This is a genomic window from Bacillus sp. 16GRE42 (assembly GCF_019837435.1).
GTDB lineage: Bacteria > Bacillota > Bacilli > Bacillales > Bacillaceae_G > Bacillus_A > Bacillus_A wiedmannii.
In genome coordinates this window covers 1,918,639-1,937,172 of record NZ_JADAXF010000001.1, presented here as the reverse complement: position 1 = coordinate 1,937,172, position 18,534 = coordinate 1,918,639, and the positions used below count along the sequence as shown (strand labels likewise).

Genomic DNA, 18,534 nt, shown 5'->3' with positions numbered 1-18,534 from the left:
TTCCTAAAGGCTATGTTTTGAATAGAAAGGGTTATTCGTATGGATATTGAATTACGAAATCGCTATGAACCCATTGTAAGGCAATATAGATTGGATACACAGCATATGGAAGAGCACGGAAGTGTAACGAAAATTTACACGAATCAAGGTCCGTATGCGCTCAAGAAAATAGAAGACGGGAAGTTAGAGCGGAATAACTTTTTGCACCATATTCAATATTTGAAGGAGAACGGTTTTTCAAATTATGTACCTATATACCATGCGACGGATGGAAATTATATTTTAAGTGACGGGACGTATAATTATTATTTAATGCCTTGGTTAGAACGTGCGGAAGGCAACGGCGAGGATAATGATCAATACCATAAAATGTTTCAAACTCTCGGGACGTTACATCAAAAAACGGTGAAAGAAGAAACGTATACAGAAGAGGATTTAGAAAAACATTATACAAATATATCCGATCGCTGGGAGAATGATGGTGAGATGTTAGAAGAGTTTCTCGTAGAATCTGAAGCGAAGTGGTATATGTCTCCGTTTGAATTGCAATATTGTACGTACTATCATCATGTAATGAGGGCGCGTGAGTTTGCAACGAAGCAATTAACTGAGTGGAACGATGCGATGAAGGAAAAAGAAAAAACACGTATTACTTTTGTACATGGTAACGTATCGCTTAATCATTTCTTATTTGATTATGAACGGAATGGCTATTTTATTAGTTTAGAAAAATCGAAGTTTGCCACACCGGTGCAAGATATAGTAGGGTTTTATTCTCGGTCTTTAAACACGTATCCAATTGCGCGAAGTGATCGGTTTGAATGGTATCAAATGTACCAAAAAAATTTCCCTTTTACGAAAGAAGAGCAACTACTCATGTTTGCGTATATGACGTATCCATCGCAATTTATTCGGCAAATCCAGTCTTATAAGAAAAGAAGAGAGAGTCGCAATGAGGACAATGAACTTCTCGGAGTAAAGAGCTTACAACAATCGCATTGGCTCGTTAGCAATATAGAATATTTCCTTTCGCAATTACAAGCTGCCCAGCAAGGGAACGGATAAAAAGATAAGTAGTATCTCTACTTATCTTTTTTTTTCGTTCGTCCAAAAAGCCGTAGTATTAAATTTATCTTGACGAATAGGGTTTCGTTTTTTACACTATTGTATATAATAATTAACAATCATATAAATGCCTTGAAAGGGAAGAGTATAACAAGAAACGTCTTCAGAGAGGAGAATCATTAGCTGGAAGATTCTCTAGATAGTTATGTTAGAAGGTAGCCCTGGAGCATCTTTTCTGAACGGAATAGTTCTCATTAGGAAAAGACGGATTTGTCCGTTATCAAATTAAGAGTATAAGCAAATTCCTGAATTTGTTTGTAAATAAAGGTGGTACCGCGATGTCCCTCGTCCTTTTTGGATGAGGGGCATTTTTTATTTTAAGGAGGGAAAAAAATGTCAAACACGGAAAAGAATTTACCAACTAAATATGATCATATGTCCGTTGAAGAAGGCCTTTATCAATGGTGGCTTGAAGGCAAATATTTCGAAGCAACAGGAGATGAGAAGAAACAACCATATACAATTGTAATTCCACCTCCGAACGTAACTGGTAAGTTACACTTAGGTCATGCTTGGGATACAACTCTTCAAGATATTTTAACTCGTACGAAGCGTATGCAAGGTTACGATGTATTATGGCTTCCAGGAATGGACCATGCGGGTATCGCAACACAAGCGAAAGTAGAAGGGAAACTTCGTGAAGAAGGTATTTCACGTTACGATCTTGGCCGTGAGAAATTCCTTGAAAAAGCTTGGGAATGGAAAGAGGAATACGCGTCTCACATTCGTCAACAATGGGGGAAAGTTGGTTTAGGACTAGACTATTCTCGTGAACGTTTCACATTAGACGAAGGTTTATCTGATGCGGTTAATAAAGTATTCGTTCAATTATACGAAAAAGGCTTAATTTACCGCGGTGAATATATTATTAACTGGGACCCAGCAACACGCACAGCTCTTTCTGATATTGAAGTAATTCATAAAGAAGTTCAAGGTGCGTTCTACCATATGAACTATCCATTAACAGATGGCTCTGGTCATATTCGTCTTGCGACTACTCGTCCAGAAACGATGCTTGGTGATACAGCAGTAGCAGTTCATCCAGAAGACGATCGTTACAAACATTTAATCGGAAAAACAGTTACACTTCCAATCGTAGGCCGTGAGATTCCGATTATTGCTGATGAGTACGTAGAAAAAGATTTCGGAACAGGCGTTGTAAAAATTACACCAGCTCATGACCCGAATGACTTTGAAGTAGGTAACCGCCATGACTTACCACGTATCTTAGTAATGAACGAAGATGGATCAATGAACGAAAAAGCTGGTAAGTATAACGGTATGGATCGTTTCGAATGCCGTAAAGCGTTAGTGAAGGACTTACAAGAAGCGGGCGTATTAGTAGAAATCGAGCCTCATATGCATTCAGTAGGTCATAGTGAGCGTAGTGGTGCAGTTGTTGAGCCTTACTTATCAACACAATGGTTCGTAAAAATGGCTCCACTTGCTGAGAAGGCAGTAGAGCTTCAACAAAAAGAAGAAGAGAAAGTAACGTTCGTACCAGAGCGTTTCGAAAACACATATTTACGCTGGATGGAAAACATTCACGACTGGTGTATTTCTCGTCAATTATGGTGGGGACACCGTATTCCAGCTTGGTATCATAAAGAAACTGGTGAAGTATACGTAGGTACAGAAGAGCCAGCAGATATTGAAAATTGGAATCAAGATAACGACGTACTTGATACATGGTTCAGTTCAGCGTTATGGCCATTCTCAACACTTGGTTGGCCTGATGAAGATGCAGCAGACTTCAAACGTTACTATTCAACAGATGCATTAGTAACGGGTTATGACATCATCTTCTTCTGGGTATCTCGTATGATTTTCCAAGGTTTAGAGTTTACAGGCGAGCGTCCATTTAAAGATGTATTAATTCACGGTTTAGTTCGTGATGAGCAAGGACGTAAAATGAGTAAATCTCTTGGTAACGGTATTGATCCAATGGATGTTATCGAGAAGTACGGTGCAGATGCAATGCGCTATTTCTTATCAACAGGAAGCGCACCAGGTCAAGATCTACGTTTCAGTATGGAAAAAGTAGAGTCTACTTGGAACTTCATTAATAAAATTTGGAACGCATCACGTTTCGTATTAATGAACATGGATGATATGAAGTATGAAGAAATCGATTTAACTGGTGAAAAATCAGTTGCGGATAAGTGGATTTTAACTCGCTTAAACGAAACAATCGAAAGCGTAACGCGTAACATGGATAAATATGAGTTCGGTGAAGCTGGTCGTTCATTATACAACTTCATTTGGGACGATTTCTGTGACTGGTACATTGAAATGGCGAAACTTCCACTATACGGTGAAGATGAAGCAGCTAAGAAAACAACTCGTTCTATTTTAGCTTACGTATTAGACCAAACAATGCGTCTATTACACCCATTCATGCCATTCGTAACAGAGAAGATTTGGCAACATTTACCGCATGAAGGCGAATCTATTACAGTAGCAGCATGGCCAACAGTTCGCGAAGATTTACAAGATACAGAAGCTGCGGCAGAAATGCACCTTCTAGTTGATATCATTCGCTCTGTTCGTAACATCCGTGCAGAAGTTAATACGCCAATGAGCAAAAAAGTTCAAATGCAAATTAAAGCAAAAGATGAGGCTGTACTTGCTCAACTTACAAAAAACAGCTCTTACATTGAGCGTTTCTGTAACCCAAGCGAATTAATAATTCAAACGGATTTACAAGCACCAGAAAAAGCGATGACTGCAATCGTATCAGGTGCAGAGTTATTCTTACCGTTAGCTGATCTTATCAATCTTGATGAAGAGAGAGCACGTCTTGAGAAAGAATTTGAGAAGTTCGACAAAGAAGTAGAACGTGTACAGAAGAAACTTTCAAACCAAGGTTTCGTAGCGAAAGCTCCTGCAGCAGTTATTGACGGAGAGCGTGCGAAAGAGCAAGATTACCTAGAAAAACGTGAAGCAGTTCGCCAACGTCTAGCAGATCTTGAAAAGTAAAATATTTTTTAGAGGCTCACTATATTGGTGAGTCTCTTTTCTTTGCGTATAATAGGAGTATGAAGGTTGTCTTTTGAAAGGGGAAAGCATACGTGATACATACATACGAAGAAGCGATAGGGTGGATTCATAGCCGATTGAAGTTTGGTATTAAACCAGGATTAGAAAGAATGAGATGGATGCTAGAAGAGCTTGGAAATCCAGAGCGTCACATAAAATGTGTTCATCTTGCTGGCACAAATGGAAAAGGTTCAACGTTAACATATATGCGCTACATGTTAGAAGATGCAAAGTATAAGGTAGGAACATTTACCTCTCCATATATTGAAACATTTAACGAACGTATTAGTGTGAACGGGACACCAATTGCAGATGAAGAGATTACTGAACTTGTAAAGATGGTAAAGCCAGTCGTTGAAAAACTAGATGAGACGGATTTAGGGGAAGCGACTGAGTTTGAAATTATTACTGTTATGGCAATTTGTTATTTCGGTAAAGTTAATTTCTGTGATGTTGTTTTATTTGAAACAGGGCTTGGAGGGCGCTTTGATTCTACGAATGTTATTCATCCTGTTCTTACGATTATTACAAATATCGGCCACGATCATATGCATATTTTAGGGAACACACTAGGAGAAATTGCATATGAAAAGGCGGGGATTATTAAATCTGGTGTTCCAGTTATTACTGGTGTACGAGATGAGGAAGCATTGCAAGTCATTCAAAAAGTTGCAAAGGAAAATCATGCAAACTTATACGAGATGGGCAAGCATTTTACAGCGTTACATAAACAGTCTAGTGAAGATGGAGAACAGTTCGATTTCACTTGTCCCTTTGCCAGCTTTGAAGATGTGCGAATCTCAATGAAAGGTATTCACCAAGTAGGAAACGCAGCACTTGCACTTATGGCAGTCATGTATGTCAAAACATACTTATCATTTTTAATTGAGGAAGAAGAAATAAGAACTGGATTACAGGAAGCGTATTGGATTGGGCGATTTGAAAAACTGCAAAGCAATCCAGATATTATTATAGACGGTGCCCATAACCCAGAAGGTATCGAAAGTCTTGTGAAAACAGTAGAATCACATTACAAAGATAAAAATGTAATAGTTTTATTTACTGCCCTAGGTGATAAACAATTGCATAATATGGTAGATCAATTAGAAACCATTGCCGATGAAATTATTTTTACAACATTCGCCTTTGATCGTGCTATTTCTGCTGACAAGCTTGCATCGTATTCAAAGAAAAAGTCAAAATTAGTTTTTGAAAATTGGAAAGAGGCAATTGATACGAAGGTTGAAATGATTGGAGAAAATGATGTTTTTATCATAACAGGTTCTCTTTATTTCATTTCGGAAGTTCGAAAATATATTCGCGAGAAAAACTAGATAGTCTTTGCTATCTAGTTTTTTGTTCTACAAATGAAGTCAAATGCATACATATAAGATAAATATATAGGGTTATTTGGCGAATTCCTCTGACAAATATCTCGTTTTTTTGTGAAATGAATATGATATGATGCGGACAACGATAAGAGGTGAGGTGTGAGTGTATGGACAAGCAATCACGAACGATCTCAGTGAAAGTGAATGGAGCAGAAGCTAAGTATGAGGAGAAGAAGAAAGATGAATTTGAATGGATGGTAGTAGAAAGTGAAAGGCCGAAAAACGTTGTTCCGTTTCAAAAAGCGAAATTGGTGTTTAAGGAAAAAAAACGAAAGAAGTGGAGCAATACGTTAATTGCAATCGTTGCAACTGCAATTGTTATTGGTACGGCGTTTGGGATGGGAATGCTACAGTTACTGAAAGGACAAGGTGCGACAGGGGGAAGCGAAGTAACAGCTTCGAAGCAGATGCGAAATGAAGAATCAAAGGTGGGCGGAACGGCAGAACAAACACCGGCACCAAAAGAAGAAAAACAAAAAGCACAGACAGGAACGTCATTAGATCCAATGAAATTATTTTTTGTGCAAGGAGGAATTTATTCTTCCGAAGAAAAGGGACAGGCCGCTCTTGAAGAGTGGAAAGGTAATGGAGGCGTTGCAGTTTTAAAACCGAGCGGTGATAAGTATGCATTAGTTGTTGGTGTTGCTAGCGATGAACAAGGCATAAATCAATTAATGACGCAGTATAAAAATGATAATGTCTCCGTATTGAAAAAGAACTGGGATATAACAGATAAAGCGTTACTTAAAGATGATAAAGAAGTTGGGGCGTTTTTAACAAAAGTACAGCCATTATATACTCATTTAGCAAAATATGCTTCCAGCGTACAAGTTAGTGGAAAAAGTAATGCAAAAGATATAGGTGCGATTGAAAAAGAGTGGAAAGCAATTGAAAAAGAAGGAAAAAGTATGAAGCAGGAAGAAGCAAAGAAATTGTATATGTATACGTCAGTAGCTGTGCAAACAGTGAAGGATGGAAAAGGTGATAAGGAATCTTTGGCGAAATTAAATCAAGTTATTATTGATGGTATACTTTCATATGAAAAAATTGTTTCCCAAAAGGTGAAATAATAGGATAATGAAATGACGAAGGAAGAAGTATAGGTACTTCTTTCTTTTCTTTTGAATTTAGAGCAAAATGCTTTCTCTATGGCAGGAATATAATCGTATTTTAGTAAAAAGTATTATTTTATTTAGAGAAAATAATATTTCTTTCATTTGTGGACAAACTATTCCTTTGATACGATTGATGTAAATGATTCTGCTTCATGTGAGAAAGGAAGGAGAAAATATGAGAAAAATTATTTTAGCATCAGGGTCACCTCGCAGGAAGGAACTGCTTGAGTTAGCGGATGTACCATTTGAAATCATTGTAAGTGAAGTAGAAGAGACGATTGGTGCGTACTCATCACCTTCTGATATTGTTATGTCGCTTGCCCTGCAAAAAGCATCTGCAGTAGCAGAAAATAACAGTGATCATATTGTGTTAGGTGCAGACACAATTGTTACATATGAATCGCGTATTCTTGGAAAGCCTTCTAATGAGGGTGAGGCGAAAGAAATGTTGCAATTATTATCAGGGAAAACACATGAAGTGTATACTGGTGTTGCAATTATAACAAAAGACAAAACAGTCACTTTTTACGAGCGTACAGAAGTTACGTTTTGGGAATTAACAGAAGAGGAAATTGACGTATACGTTGCATCGAAAGAGCCTCTTGATAAAGCAGGAAGTTATGGAATTCAAGGTAAAGGATCTATTTTTGTTCAACATATTCAAGGGGATTACTATAGTGTAGTCGGTTTACCAATTTCACGTCTTGTTCGGGAATTAAAACAATTTAATATTGATATAACCCATGCGTAAAATTGCATGGGATTTTCTTTGAAAGAACAAATAAAGGGGTGGAGAAATGAACGGTATTCGTGATGTTGTCAAAGAAGAACAGCCACGGGAGCGTTTATTGTTAGAAGGAGCTGGAAGTTTATCAAATCGGGAGCTTCTTGCAGTTTTACTCAGAACAGGTTCTAAAGAAGAAACAGTTTTAAAGTTATCAGATAAAATTTTACATCACTTTGATGGTTTACGCATGTTGAAAGATGCAACGTTAGAAGAGCTTGTCAGTATACATGGTGTTGGGATTGCAAAGGCAGCCCAGCTTATAGCTGCTTTTGAACTCGGTAGAAGAATGGTACGTTTAGAATATCAAAATAGATACAGCATTCGAAGCCCAGAAGATTGTGCGAGATATATGATGGAAGAAATGCGCTTCCTGCAGCAGGAGCATTTTGTATGTTTATATTTGAACACAAAAAATCAAGTTATACATAGGCAAACGATTTTCATTGGCAGTTTAAACACATCAATTGTACATCCAAGGGAAGTTTTTAAAGAAGCGTTCCGTCGTGCAGCAGCCTCTATCATATGTCTTCATAACCATCCTTCAGGAGACCCCGCGCCGAGCCGAGAAGATATTGAAGTAACAAAACGGTTAGTAGAATGCGGCCAGATTATCGGAATTGAAGTGCTTGACCATATTATAATAGGCGACCATAAATTCGTGAGTTTAAAGGAAAAAGGTCATATTTAAGACTATGCTTTTTACTTATTTTGTTTTATAATGTGATTTATGAGTTTTTTGTAGAAATTTATCTACAAAAAGGATAAAGATATAAAAAACGTACTGTTTTTATAATATAAAGTAAGAAAAAATGAGTCCGTGAAAACAAGAAAGGAAGATAAATAATATGTTTGGATTTGGTGGCTTTACTCGCGATCTTGGAATAGATTTAGGAACTGCGAACACGCTTGTATATGTAAAAGGAAAAGGTGTAGTTTTACGTGAACCTTCAGTAGTAGCGTTACAAACTGATACGAAACAAATCGTTGCTGTAGGTAGCGATGCAAAACAAATGATTGGTCGTACACCAGGAAACGTTGTGGCACTTCGCCCGATGAAAGACGGTGTAATTGCTGATTACGAAACGACAGCAACAATGATGAAATACTACATTCAACAAGCTCAAAAATCAAATGGATTCTTCTCACGTAAGCCTTACGTAATGGTATGTGTACCGTCTGGTATTACAGCTGTAGAAAGACGTGCAGTAATCGATGCGACTCGTCAAGCGGGCGCTCGTGACGCTTATCCAATTGAAGAACCATTTGCAGCAGCAATTGGTGCGAACTTACCTGTTTGGGAACCAACTGGTAGCATGGTTGTTGATATCGGTGGCGGTACAACAGAAGTTGCAATCATTTCTTTAGGTGGTATTGTAACAAGTCAATCAGTTCGTGTTGCTGGTGATGATATGGACGATTCAATCATTCAGTACATTAAGAAAAGCTACAACTTAATGATTGGTGAAAGAACAGCTGAAGCATTAAAATTAGAAATCGGTTCTGCAGGCGAGCCAGAAGGTATCGAGCCTATGGAAATTCGCGGTCGTGATTTAGTAAGTGGTTTACCAAAAACAGTACTAATTCAGCCAGAAGAAATTGCAGATGCATTAAAAGATACAGTAGATGCAATTGTAGAATCTGTTAAAAATACGTTAGAGAAAACTCCACCTGAATTAGCGGCAGACATTATGGACCGTGGTATCGTATTAACAGGCGGCGGAGCATTACTACGTAACTTAGATAAAGTGATTAGTGAAGAAACAAATATGCCAGTTCTTGTTGCGGAAGATCCATTAGATTGCGTAGCAATTGGAACGGGTAAAGCATTAGACAATATCGATCTTTTCAAAACTGCTGCTCGATAATATTGCAAAATAAAAATCAATGAAATTAAGAGGGTGTGAACGTGCCACAGTTTTTCTTAAACAAAAGATTAATTGTTTTGTTAGTTAGTATTATTCTTCTCGTGGCATTGATTGGAATCTCATTGAAAGAACGGAACAGTTTAACATGGCCAGAGCAGTTTGTTAAAGACACTGTCGGTGTTGTAGAACGTGTATTCCAAAAGCCAGCGAAATACGTAGCTGGATTCTTCGAAAATGTAGAGGATGTAAAGCGCACGTATGAAGAGAATAAAGAATTAAAAGCAAAATTAGATAATTATGCAGGTCTATCAGGGAAAGTAAAACAATTAGAAGATGATAACAAGAAGTTACAAGAGTTAACGGGTAAAAAAGAGTTGAATAGCCAATATACTGAAATTCCATCTACTGTTGTTTCTCGTAATCCAGATAAATGGTACGATTTAGTTGGAATTGATAAAGGGGCACAGCAAGGAATTAAAAAAGATATGGCTGTAGTAACTTCACAAGGTCTAGTTGGACGAGTGAAAAGTGTATCCCAGTTTACATCATCAGTAGAATTGCTAAGCTCTATGAGTCGAACAAATCGTGTTTCTGCTATCGTACAAGGTGATGAGAAGATCTTTGGATTGATTGAAGGTTACGACAAAGAAAAGCACTTACTTCTTTTCACAAAGATTGGCTCTGATGCAGACGTGAAAAAAGATCAACTAGTTGTAACATCTGGACTTGGTGATATTTTCCCGAAAGGTCTTGTAATTGGAACAATCGTTGATGTTCAGCCAGATCCATACGGCTTAACAAAAACAGCTTATGTAAAACCGGCCGCTGACTTGAATGACGTAGAGCATATTATGGTTGCTAAACGTGCAACGCCTTCAGCGCCATTAGAATAGGAGGGGGAGAAGAGATGATGAAGATTCTAAAAAGAGCAGCTCTTCCTCTTTTGCTCCTTTTTGTTTTTCTATTTGAAAATATGTTTGCTACTATTGTTCCAACAGAGGTTTTTTGGAAAGACAGTATAGCAGCACCTCATTTCTTTATAATTGTGTTATGTTTTATTACTGTGTACTATAGTCCGGTCCAAGGGATTTATTACGGACTCTTATTTGGTTTCTTATTTGATACCGTATACACAGAACTTGTCGGCATATATATATTTGCGTATCCGATTTTAGCTTATTTAGTTTATAGTGTGATGAAGATACTACAATTGAATTTATTTATTGTTGCTTCTATTGTACTAGCTAGCATTGTAGCACTAGAGTATTATGTGTATGGATTTTTAACTTTGTTAGGACGTACTCATATGTCAGCGTATGTCTTTTTCACAGATCGTCTCCTGTCTACTTTATTGCTAAATGCAATTTTCTTATTGATAGTTTGTTTCCCACTGAGACGATATTTAGTGCGTCTTTCAAAAGCGATGGAAGAAAAAGAAAAAAGGATTTTCTAATTTTATGTCGAATTGAATCGGTGGGGTGAACTTTAGTGGAAGAAAAAAAGCAACAAAATGTAACAATAAAAGGGACAAAAGACGGAATAACGCTTCATTTAGATGATTGTTGTTCATTCTCTGAATTACTGGAGGAATTGGATGAAAAGCTTTCTACACATTACTATGATGGTGATGGGCGCTCTTTAATTGAAGTGCATGTGAAAGTGGGAAATCGTTATTTAACAGAAGTCCAACAAGAAGAGATTCGTACGTTAATTCGTAATAAAAAGAATCTTGTTGTGGATTCAATTGAAAGTGATGTTATCACGAAAGCAGAAGCAATAGCTTGGAAAGAAGAAACAGAAATTGTCCCTATTTCCAAAATTGTTCGCTCTGGACAAGTTTTACATGTAAAAGGAAATTTATTGTTAATTGGAGATGTTAATCCAGGCGGAACGGTTATCGCTGGAGGGAATATTTTTGTCGTAGGATCATTAAGAGGAATTGCGCATGCTGGGTATTATGGGGATTCGGAGGCTGTAATCGCTGCATCTGATATGAACCCGATGCAACTTCGAATTAGTGATGTGGCAATGCGGGCTCCGGAAGAGAAAGAAGACGGAGCGGAGGCGGCAGAATGTGCGTATATTAATGAGAACAATCACATTGTTGTCGATCGACTGCAACTTCTCACTCATCTTAGACCTAATTTAACAAAGTTAGAAAGGGGAATTGTATAGCTGTGGGAGAGGCAATAGTAATTACATCTGGAAAAGGCGGAGTAGGTAAAACTACAACGTCTGCGAACATTGGTACAGCCCTGGCGTTATCTGGAAAGAAAGTGTGCTTAATTGACACAGATATCGGCCTTCGAAACTTAGACGTAGTAATGGGGCTGGAAAATCGTATTGTATTTGATCTTGTTGATGTCGTTGAAGGGCGTTGCCGTTTACCTCAGGCGCTTATTAAAGATAAGCGTTTTGATGATCTTTATTTATTACCTGCAGCACAAACGAGTGATAAATCAGCGGTAACACCTGAACAAATGGATGAATTAATACAAGTATTACGTCAAGATTATGATTACATATTAATTGATTGTCCTGCGGGGATTGAGCAGGGATTTAAAAATGCGGTAGCTGGTGCGGATAAAGCAATCGTTGTTACGACGCCAGAAGTATCCTCGATGCGCGATGCGGATCGTATTATCGGGCTTTTAGAAAAAGAGGATATTGAACCACCAAAACTTGTTATTAATCGTGTGCGTAGTCATATGCTTCATGAGCAGGATATGTTAGATGTTGATGAAATCGTACGTACATTGTCAATCGAGCTTCTTGGTGTTGTCGAGGATGATGATGAAGTTATTCGTGCTACAAATACAGGTGAACCTGTAGCGTTGCAACCGAGCGGAAAAGCAGCGTTAGCTTATCGTAATATTGCAAGACGCTTGTTGGGTGAGAATGTACCATTGCAAGCATTTGGACAAGAAAAGGTATCGGTATTTACAAAGGTGAAAAACTTCTTTGGAATCCGTTAAAAGCACTTCGCGCATATGCGAAGTGCTTTCTTTTTTCTTCACACGAATATCTTCCTTTCTTAGCTCATACATATGTACAAACTGTATACAACTGTTTCTATTTAAATTAGCTTAACGAAAGAAAGGAGACAGTATGAAGAATAGACGTGTAGAAGAAATTAAAAAACGGATTGCGAAAAGAAAAGCAGAGCAAGAAAGGATGGAGGAAGAACAGTATTTTGCTGGAGGGAATTTTGATAGTGAAACAGTATTTATTGAAGAAGGAGAAAAGGAAATTCATCCTTTATTTCAAAAAGAAGTATTTTTCTTCAAAGTTTTGTTATCAGCAATATTAGTTCTTTCTGTCGCTATTTTATATAAGAATGCACCCTCTTCTTTCGACGGTGCTAAAGCTGTTACAGAAAAAGTGATGAAAGAAGAATTTCAGTTTGCTACTGTAGCGAAATGGTACGAAAAGCAGTTTGGAAAACCGCTCGTATTTTATTCACCTACTGAGAAAAAAGAAGGAACTATTCAGCAAAAAGATTATGCCATCCCTGCTTCTGGAAAGGTGATGCAAGGGTTTCAAAAAAATGGCCAAGGTGTATTTGTTCAAACAGCTACAAATGCAACTGTTGAGTCAGTGAATGAAGGGCTAGTTGTTTTTGCAGGTAAGAAAGAGGAACTTGGTAATACGGTTCAAATTCAGCATGCAGATGGAACAGAATCGTGGTATGCGAATTTAAATGACATGACAGTGAAATTATATGATTACGTTTCAAAGAAACAAAAAATTGGAAAGGTGAATAATGATGCAAATAATAAAAATGGTAAGTTTTATTTCGCGATAAAAAAGAATGAAAAATTTATTGACCCGATTCAGGTGATTTCATTTGATTAAATATAGAGAAGTTTTAACGAAGATTTCAGTGCATCCGTTGTTTTGGGTTATTATTGTCATTGGTATTTTTACGGCACGTTTTAAAGAGTTACTACTGTTATTTTGTATCGTTCTTATCCATGAACTTGGGCATGCTTTTGCGGCGGCACACTACAATTGGCGTATTAAAAAGATTCAACTTTTACCCTTTGGTGGTGTGGCTGAGCTTGAGGAACATGGGAATAAGTCATTGAAAGAGGAACTTGTTGTTGTAATTGCAGGGCCTATACAACATATTTGGATGATGCTGGTAGGTTATATAGTGTTTGAAGCTGGTTGGCTGGGTGCGGATTTATATTATTTCTTTATATGGAATAATATAATTATTTTAGCATTTAATTTACTACCTATTTGGCCGCTTGATGGTGGAAAAGTATTGTTTAACGTATTATCATATCGTTTTCCTTATTTACAAGCACATGAAAAGATGATGAAATTATCATGTGTTTTTTTTGGTGTAATACTAGTGTGGCAGTTACTTTGGAATAGTAACAATATTATGATGTGGGTACTACTCATATTTTTAGCGGTGTCGTTATATCAAGAGTGGAAACAAAGACAGTATGCCTTTATGCGTTTTTTATTAGAACGTTATTATGGGAACAAAAGAGGAATTGAAAAGATTGCACCTATTGAAGTGCAATCAGAAGATCATTTATATAAGATATTCACAAAATTTCGTAGAGGGTATAAGCACTCTATTATCGTCCATGGAAAATATAAAGAACATTACACATTGGATGAAAATGAATTACTCTATGCGTATTTTACTGAAAAACGAACAACTTCATCTGTTGAAGAATTAATCGGTTAGTGTTGACGATAGCACTAACCTTTTATTATTGTAAAAGCAAAGAAGATTATAAAGTGAGGAAAGAATTTTGAAAACGTTATATATGAACTATGCAGGATCGGAAAAACGCGTTGCAATTGAAGAGAAGAAAAAAATTGTTGAGTTTTTATGGAAACGAAATGAAGAACAAGAGATTGTTGGACATATTTATGTTGGACGTATCGTAAGAACGATTGCTGGAATGAACGCAGCTTTTGTAAACATCGGTTTAGAAAAACATGCGTACCTTTCATACGATGATGTACCATCTTCTTATCGTATACATGAAGGGCAAGCAGTACTCGTGCAAGTTGTGAAAGAGGCAATTGATACGAAAGGGCCGAAATTGACGGCGAACGTAGAATTTACCGGGAAATATGTCGTTTATATGCCATATGATGAAATGCGTGCGGTTTCTAGAAAAATAAAAAATAATAAAAGAAGGCAACAGCTACTCCAAATTGAGGTAGAAGGGACAGGAGGTTATATTTTCCGCTCTGCTTCTGAAAAAGGAGAAATTGAAGAAATACAAGCTGAAATGCAAAGGTTACAGCAGTTATATGAAGAGCTAAAAAGAAAAGAGGGCCAAGGAAAGGCACCGTTACTACTTCATCGACCAGCGACCTTTTTAGATCGTGTATTCCAAGAGAATCCGATTGAAACGATTGAAAAAGTAGTTGTAGATACAAGAAGTATAGTAAAAGAATTAGAAGAAAAGATCGGAAAAGAAAAAGTATCTTTTTATAATGAAAAATCTTCAATGTTTAACCATTTTGGAATAGAGCGTGAGATCGAGAAAGCACTTCAAAAAATTGTGTGGCTCCCGAATGGTGCTTATTTAATTGTGGAACAAATGGAGACGATGACTGTAATTGATGTGAATACGGGCAAGTTTACTGGAAAACAGAATTTACAAGATACAGTCCTTCGTACAAATGAAGTGGCAGCTGAAGAGATTGCACGTCAATTAAGACTGCGTGATATCGGTGGTATGATATTAATTGATTTTATTAATATGAAAAGAAGAGAAGATAAAGAAAAGGTAAGAGAAAGTCTCATGGCTGCTATGCAAAATGATCGCACATATACAAGAGTGCTCGGTTTTACAGAGTTAGGGATTTTGGAGATGACACGTAAACGTAAGAAACATTCTTTACGCGACGTATTACTAGAAGAATGTGTACCTTGCAAAGCGACGGGGTATGTGATGTCATATGAAACAATTGCGTATGAGTTAGAGAGAGAGCTAATCACATATGGCAATATAGAGGATGAGGCAGTATTAATCGCTGCACCTAAAAATCTGCAAAAACAATTTTTGCAAAAAGAATTACAAAAAAATATTCCATTTGAAATTTATTTCAAAGATGATATGATCGAAAAGTATGCAATTGTCCGTTTTGGAAGTAAAACAGAAATTGTAGAACGGAAAAAATAGTTAGTAGAACATTTATTGACAACCGTCTATGATTCATGATAACATCTTTATGTTATAGTTTATAGCACCTAAACGGCTATATGCTACAACCGCACAAGACAGGTTCCCTAAAGGCATTTATGTCTACCTCGTTTTTGGCGAGTCTTAGTAATTAAGAGGAGGTGCAAGTATGTACGCAATTATCGAAACAGGTGGAAAACAAATTAAAGTTGAAGCTGGTCAAGCAATCTACATTGAAAAATTAGATGTTGAAGCTGGTGAAACTGTTACTTTTGACAAAGTTCTTTTCGTTGGTGGCGAAAACGTTAAAGTTGGTAGCCCAGTTGTAGAAGGTGCAACAGTTACTGCGAAAGTTGAAAAACAAGGTCGCGCTAAGAAAATCATCGTTTTCAAATACAAAGCGAAAAAGAACAATCGTAAGAAACAAGGTCATCGTCAACCTTACACTAAGCTAGTTGTTGAAGCTATCAACGCTTAATTCAGGTTAACATGATTAAAATTACGATAAGTCGCACGAAATTAGGAAGTATCCAATCATTTAAAATGACTGGACATGCCAATTATGCGCCACATGGACAAGATCTTGTCTGTGCTGGAACTACAGCGGTTGTGTTTGGTTCTATAAATGCAGTGGAAGAACTTTGTAATGTGCAGGCAACTATTGAACTCGGAAGTGATGGCGGATTCTTAACGTATGAATTGCCTAATGATTTAGACGTTCATACAGCAGAAAAAGCACAGATACTTTTAGAAGGATTGGTTGTTTCGCTTAAGACGATCGAACTTGATTACGGAAAGTATATCCGTTTAATAGAAAAAGTGCAGGAGGTGTAACGTATGTTAAGATTAGATCTTCAGTTTTTCGCATCTAAGAAAGGTGTAGGTAGTACAAAGAACGGTCGTGACTCTCAGTCAAAACGTCTTGGTGCTAAACGCGCAGATGGTCAAACGGTTTCAGGTGGTTCAATTCTTTACCGTCAACGCGGTACAAAAATTTATCCAGGTGTTAACGTTGGTCGTGGTGGCGATGACACTTTATACGCGAAAGTTGACGGCGTAGTACGCTTTGAGCGTCTTGGCCGTGACCGCAAACAAGTGAGCGTATATCCTGTTGCTCAAGAAGCATAAGAACTCACGGAAAACTCTAACCTGAGTGCAGGTTAGAGTTTTTCTATATTAAGGGGTATCTAAATGAATGAAAAATGGACAATTATAGATGCATTGCGTCATTCAAGACATGATTGGCTCAATCGTATGCAGATGGTGAAAGGAAACCTTTCCCTTGGAAAAGTGGAAGAGATTCATAGTCTCATCGATCGTTTTGTCCAAGAAGCGAGACAAGAATCCAATCTGATAGGGCTATCAATGCCTTTATTTTCAGAGTGGATTTTAACATATAATTGGAAACAGCAGCCGTGCTTATTGGAGTACGAAGTATTAGGGGAATTACATAACTTATCTCACTTAGATGAGATTGTATGTACATGGACGAATCAATTTTTCTCAATGCTTCAGCATAGTTTAGACGTATATGTTGAAAATTATGTTTGTATCACAATTGAATGTGACGCGGAGAATGCTCGTTTCTTTTTTGATTTTCGTGGTAAGCTAACGAGTGTAGAAGAACTACAGAATTGGCTTGCGAACCAAAACAATAAATGGTATTCCATTTCTTATACAGTACGAGACGAAGAAGTCTCAGTTATATTACAACCAATCGAAAAAAGTGTGGTGAAATAATGTTTGTAGATCAGGTCAAGATATATGTAAAAGGCGGCGACGGTGGTAACGGAATGGTTGCGTATCGTCGTGAGAAGTATGTACCTAAAGGTGGCCCAGCAGGTGGCGACGGTGGTAAAGGTGCAGATGTTGTTTTTGTTGTTGAGGAAGGCTTACGTACATTAATGGACTTCCGCTACCAACGTCATTTCAAAGCTGATCGTGGTCAGCACGGAATGAGTAAAGGTCAGCACGGTCGTAAATCTGAAGATTTAATCGTAAAGGTTCCACCAGGAACAATAGTAAAAGATGAAAAAACAGGTGAAATTCTTGCCGATTTAGTAACGCATGAACAAACAGCTGTAATCGCAAAGGGTGGCCGCGGTGGCCGTGGTAACTCACGTTTCGCAACACCGACGAACCCAGCGCCAGAAATCGCTGAGAACGGGGAACCAGGTCAAGAACGTGATGTCACGCTAGAACTTAAAGTGCTAGCAGATGTTGGACTTGTTGGATTCCCAAGTGTAGGTAAATCTACATTATTATCTGTTGTATCATCAGCGCGTCCGAAAATTGCAGAGTATCACTTTACAACAATCGTTCCAAATCTTGGTGTTGTTGAAACTGGTGATAACCGCAGCTTCGTTATGGCTGACCTTCCTGGACTAATTGAAGGCGCACATGCCGGCGTCGGACTTGGACACCAATTCTTACGTCATATTGAGCGTACACGTGTAATCGTGCACGTTATCGATATGTCTGGTTTAGAAGGCCGTGAGCCATATGAAGATTATGTAACAATCAATAGTGAACTAAAAGAATACAATATGCGTTTAACTGAGCGTCCACAAGTTGTTGTTGCAAACAAAATGGATATGCCAGGCGCAGAAGAAAACTTACAAGCATTTAAAGAGAAATTGGGAGACGAAGTGAAAATTTTCCCAATCTCAGCTGTAACGAAACAAGGTGTTCGTGACTTACTATTTGAAGTAGCGAACTTATTAGAAACAACACCAGAATTCCCAATGTACGATGATGTAGAAGAATCTGAAGCAAGTGTAATGTACAAATTTGAATCTGAATCTAATTTTGAAATTACACGCGAAAGTGATGGTACATTTGTTATTTCTGGTTATGATATTGAGAAAACATTCAAAATGACAGACTTCTCACGTGATGAATCTGTACGCCGATTTGCTCGTCAAATGCGTGGAATGGGTATTGATGAAGCCCTTCGTGCACGTGGTGCAGTAGACGGAGATATTGTAAAAATTCTTGAATATCAATTTGAATTTATCGATTAAGACTGCCGAAATATGGCAGTCTTTT

The 18,534-nt window shown here is 37.6% G+C and carries 19 protein-coding genes and 2 other annotated features; all 19 genes read left to right on the top strand.

Going from position 1 to position 18,534, the window contains the following annotated elements:
- Positions 1-39: 39 nt before the first annotated feature.
- The 19 genes from ysxE (at position 40) to obgE (ending at position 18,509) form a co-directional block, all read left to right on the top strand.
- The gene (gene ysxE / locus ILS93_RS10060; protein WP_064474685.1) at positions 40-1,065 is read left to right on the top strand and encodes a spore coat protein YsxE; all 1,026 of its coding nucleotides are present in this window, start codon (positions 40-42) and stop codon (positions 1,063-1,065) included.
- Positions 1,066-1,188: 123 nt separating this feature from the next.
- Positions 1,189-1,421: a binding site (T-box leader), on the top strand.
- Between the two features lie 37 nt (positions 1,422-1,458).
- Complete coding sequence (locus ILS93_RS10055) at positions 1,459-4,104, top strand: valine--tRNA ligase (RefSeq protein WP_064474686.1); 2,646 nt, start codon at positions 1,459-1,461, stop codon at positions 4,102-4,104.
- Between the two features lie 92 nt (positions 4,105-4,196).
- Entirely contained in the window at positions 4,197-5,498 is a 1,302-nt protein-coding gene (locus ILS93_RS10050) for a bifunctional folylpolyglutamate synthase/dihydrofolate synthase (protein ID WP_088048067.1), read from the top strand.
- A gap of 164 nt (positions 5,499-5,662) precedes the next feature.
- Positions 5,663-6,625, top strand: coding sequence for a stage II sporulation protein B (locus tag ILS93_RS10045; protein WP_098111522.1), 963 nt, complete (start codon positions 5,663-5,665; stop codon positions 6,623-6,625).
- A gap of 220 nt (positions 6,626-6,845) precedes the next feature.
- On the top strand, positions 6,846-7,421 hold the full coding sequence (locus tag ILS93_RS10040) for a Maf family protein (protein ID WP_064474689.1): 576 nt from the start codon (positions 6,846-6,848) through the stop codon (positions 7,419-7,421).
- Positions 7,422-7,467: 46 nt separating this feature from the next.
- Complete coding sequence (radC, locus tag ILS93_RS10035; protein ID WP_064474690.1) at positions 7,468-8,145, top strand: DNA repair protein RadC; 678 nt, start codon at positions 7,468-7,470, stop codon at positions 8,143-8,145.
- Between the two features lie 157 nt (positions 8,146-8,302).
- Positions 8,303-9,322, top strand: a complete 1,020-nt coding sequence (gene mreB, locus ILS93_RS10030) for a cell shape-determining protein MreB (protein ID WP_000466737.1) — start codon at positions 8,303-8,305, stop codon at positions 9,320-9,322.
- 41 nt (positions 9,323-9,363) lie between these two features.
- The gene (mreC, locus tag ILS93_RS10025) at positions 9,364-10,215 is read left to right on the top strand and encodes a rod shape-determining protein MreC (protein ID WP_064474691.1); all 852 of its coding nucleotides are present in this window, start codon (positions 9,364-9,366) and stop codon (positions 10,213-10,215) included.
- A gap of 14 nt (positions 10,216-10,229) precedes the next feature.
- Complete coding sequence (gene mreD, locus ILS93_RS10020; protein ID WP_000975757.1) at positions 10,230-10,775, top strand: rod shape-determining protein MreD; 546 nt, start codon at positions 10,230-10,232, stop codon at positions 10,773-10,775.
- A gap of 35 nt (positions 10,776-10,810) precedes the next feature.
- Complete coding sequence (minC, locus tag ILS93_RS10015) at positions 10,811-11,497, top strand: septum site-determining protein MinC (protein ID WP_064474692.1); 687 nt, start codon at positions 10,811-10,813, stop codon at positions 11,495-11,497.
- A gap of 2 nt (positions 11,498-11,499) precedes the next feature.
- Positions 11,500-12,297, top strand: coding sequence for a septum site-determining protein MinD (minD, locus tag ILS93_RS10010; RefSeq protein WP_064474693.1), 798 nt, complete (start codon positions 11,500-11,502; stop codon positions 12,295-12,297).
- A 133-nt stretch (positions 12,298-12,430) separates the two neighbouring features.
- On the top strand, positions 12,431-13,177 hold the full coding sequence (spoIVFA, locus tag ILS93_RS10005; protein ID WP_088048070.1) for a stage IV sporulation protein SpoIVFA: 747 nt from the start codon (positions 12,431-12,433) through the stop codon (positions 13,175-13,177).
- The gene (gene spoIVFB, locus ILS93_RS10000) at positions 13,170-14,030 is read left to right on the top strand and encodes a stage IV sporulation intramembrane metalloprotease SpoIVFB (protein ID WP_064474695.1); all 861 of its coding nucleotides are present in this window, start codon (positions 13,170-13,172) and stop codon (positions 14,028-14,030) included. Before spoIVFA ends, spoIVFB begins: the two co-directional genes overlap by 8 nt.
- 67 nt (positions 14,031-14,097) lie before the next feature.
- Positions 14,098-15,486 carry an Rne/Rng family ribonuclease gene (locus ILS93_RS09995; RefSeq protein WP_064474696.1) on the top strand — a complete coding sequence of 463 codons (1,389 nt, stop codon included), beginning with the start codon at positions 14,098-14,100 and terminating at the stop codon, positions 15,484-15,486.
- A 77-nt stretch (positions 15,487-15,563) separates the two neighbouring features.
- Positions 15,564-15,641 (top strand) — a sequence feature (ribosomal protein L21 leader region).
- Positions 15,642-15,655: 14 nt separating this feature from the next.
- Complete coding sequence (gene rplU / locus ILS93_RS09990) at positions 15,656-15,964, top strand: 50S ribosomal protein L21 (protein WP_000270907.1); 309 nt, start codon at positions 15,656-15,658, stop codon at positions 15,962-15,964.
- Between the two features lie 11 nt (positions 15,965-15,975).
- Positions 15,976-16,320, top strand: a complete 345-nt coding sequence (locus tag ILS93_RS09985) for a ribosomal-processing cysteine protease Prp (protein ID WP_002008596.1) — start codon at positions 15,976-15,978, stop codon at positions 16,318-16,320.
- Positions 16,321-16,323: 3 nt separating this feature from the next.
- The gene (gene rpmA / locus ILS93_RS09980; RefSeq protein ID WP_000944957.1) at positions 16,324-16,614 is read left to right on the top strand and encodes a 50S ribosomal protein L27; all 291 of its coding nucleotides are present in this window, start codon (positions 16,324-16,326) and stop codon (positions 16,612-16,614) included.
- Positions 16,615-16,677: 63 nt separating this feature from the next.
- A complete protein-coding gene (locus ILS93_RS09975) occupies positions 16,678-17,226 on the top strand; it encodes a sporulation initiation phosphotransferase B (RefSeq protein WP_064474697.1) in 549 nt (182 codons plus the stop codon).
- A complete protein-coding gene (gene obgE, locus ILS93_RS09970) occupies positions 17,226-18,509 on the top strand; it encodes a GTPase ObgE (RefSeq protein ID WP_000497117.1) in 1,284 nt (427 codons plus the stop codon). The genes ILS93_RS09975 and obgE overlap by 1 nt, the downstream gene beginning before the upstream one ends.
- The last annotated feature ends 25 nt before the right edge of the window (positions 18,510-18,534 follow it).